This is a genomic window from Sandarakinorhabdus sp. (assembly GCF_031422795.1).
GTDB lineage: Bacteria > Pseudomonadota > Alphaproteobacteria > Sphingomonadales > Sphingomonadaceae > Sandarakinorhabdus.
The window spans coordinates 1-1,844 of record NZ_JANPML010000055.1 but is presented as its reverse complement, the minus strand read 5'-3'; the positions used below and the strand labels follow the sequence as shown (position 1 = coordinate 1,844).

Annotated in this window: 3 protein-coding genes; all 3 read left to right on the top strand. The window is 65.7% G+C overall.

From position 1 onward, the window contains the following. Positions 1–351, top strand: a 351-nt coding sequence (locus RMO81_RS02110; RefSeq protein ID WP_310474074.1) for a ribosome-recycling factor, incomplete at its 5' end; no start/stop codon positions are given. Next, positions 348–1,088 (top strand): polyprenyl diphosphate synthase, encoded by a 741-nt coding sequence (gene uppS, locus RMO81_RS02105; protein WP_310474073.1) that lies wholly within the window; start codon positions 348–350, stop codon positions 1,086–1,088. The genes RMO81_RS02110 and uppS, both read left to right, overlap by 4 nt. 2 nt (positions 1,089–1,090) lie before the next feature. Next, the coding region (locus RMO81_RS02100; protein ID WP_310474072.1) for a phosphatidate cytidylyltransferase at positions 1,091–1,844 on the top strand (754 nt) is incomplete at its 3' end.

Genomic DNA, 1,844 nt, shown 5'->3' with positions numbered 1-1,844 from the left:
TGGGACAAATCCAACGTGACGCCGGTGGAAAAGGCCATTCGTTCGGCCGGTCTGGGCCTGAACCCGATCACCGACGGCCAGACGCTGCGCCTGCCGATCCCGGACATGACCGAAGAACGCCGCAAGGAAATGGTGAAGCTGGCCGGCACCTATGCTGAAAAGGCCAAGATCGCCGCCCGCAACGTGCGCCGTGACGGCATGGAAGTGCTGAAGGCCGCCGAAAAGAAGGGCAAGATCAGCCAGGACGAGCAGAAGCGGCTTGAAACCGATGTGCAGAAGATCACCGACAAGGCGATGAGCGACATCGATACGACCGTTGCGGCCAAGGAAAAAGAAATTCTCGGGCGGTGACTGTTGCGGCCGCCTCTGTTGCTGGCGGCGGTGGCTGTCGGCACTTGGCCATCATCATGGATGGCAATGGCCGCTGGGCGCAGGGCCGGCGGCTGCCGCGCATCGCCGGGCATCGTGAAGGCGTGCAGGCAGTGCGCCGCGTGGTGGAAGCAGCGCCCGGCCTTGGGCTGGATGTGCTGACGCTCTATGCCTTTTCCAGCGAGAACTGGAAGCGGCCAGCCGACGAGGTGAGCGATCTGATGGGCCTGCTGCGCCATTATGTGCAGCATGAGCTTGATACACTGCACAGAAATGGCGTGCGTCTGGATTTCATCGGGGACTGGCAGGCGCTGAAACCGGATCTGGTGCGCCTGCTGGAAACCGCGCGCGACAAGACCCGCGCCAACACCGGGCTGCGTCTGGTGATGGCGTTGAATTATGGCGGGCAGGGCGAAATTGTTCGGGCCGCCAAGGCGCTGGCTGCCGAGGCCGTGGCCGGCACGTTGTCGCCTGATGATATCACCAGCGAGATGCTGGAAGCGCGGCTCGACACCGCCAAAGTTTGTGGCGGCCTGCCGCTGCCGGATGCGGTGCTGCGCACGTCGGGCGAATTGCGGCTGTCGAATTTCCTGCTGTGGCAGGCGGCCTATGCCGAGTTTCTGGTGACGGACACGCTGTGGCCGGATTTCGATGGCGCGGCGCTAGCCGCTGCACTGGACGATTTCTCGCGCCGCGAACGCCGTTTCGGGGGGCGTTGAGCATGGCAGCCAGCCAATTGGGTCAACGTTTGATCACCGGCGTGGTGCTGGTGGCTGTGGCCATTGGCGCGCTGTGGCTGGGTGGGCCGGCCTTTGCCGTGCTGGCCGCTGCCGCCGTGCTGGTGATGTTCACCGAATGGACGGCGATGCACCGCCTGCCGCTGCTGCTGCGCCGATTGGGCCTGGCCGTGCTGGGCCTGGTGGTGTGGGTGGTCGCGGTGATGGGCAACCCGGCCGAAGCCTTGATGCTGCTGGGCGGTGGTGCGGGCCTGCTGGGCCTGTTTGCCAGCCGCCTGCAAAAGGGCCTTGGTCGGCCAATGGTGCTGGGGCTGTTGTATTGCGGGCTGCCGGCGGTGGCGTTGATCTGGCTGCGGGCCGCGCCGTGGGGATTTTATGCGACCTTGTTCGTGATGGCCGTGGTGTGGGGAGCTGATATCGCCGCCTATTTCACCGGCCGCGCGCTGGGCGGCCCGAAATTGGCTGCCGCGATCAGCCCGAACAAGACGTGGAGCGGTGCCATCGGTGGCCTGCTGGGATCGCTGCTGGCGGCCGGCGCGTTGGCGCTGCTGTGGCCCGGCTATGCCAACATGGCCGGCATTGGCCGTCTGGCGCTGCTGGCGGTGCCGCTGGCGGTGATGTCGATCCTGGGTGATCTTTATGAAAGCTGGCTCAAGCGCCGGGCTGGCGTGAAGGACAGCGGCACGCTGTTGCCCGGCCATGGCGGCGTGATGGACCGACTGGATGGCCTGGTGCCGG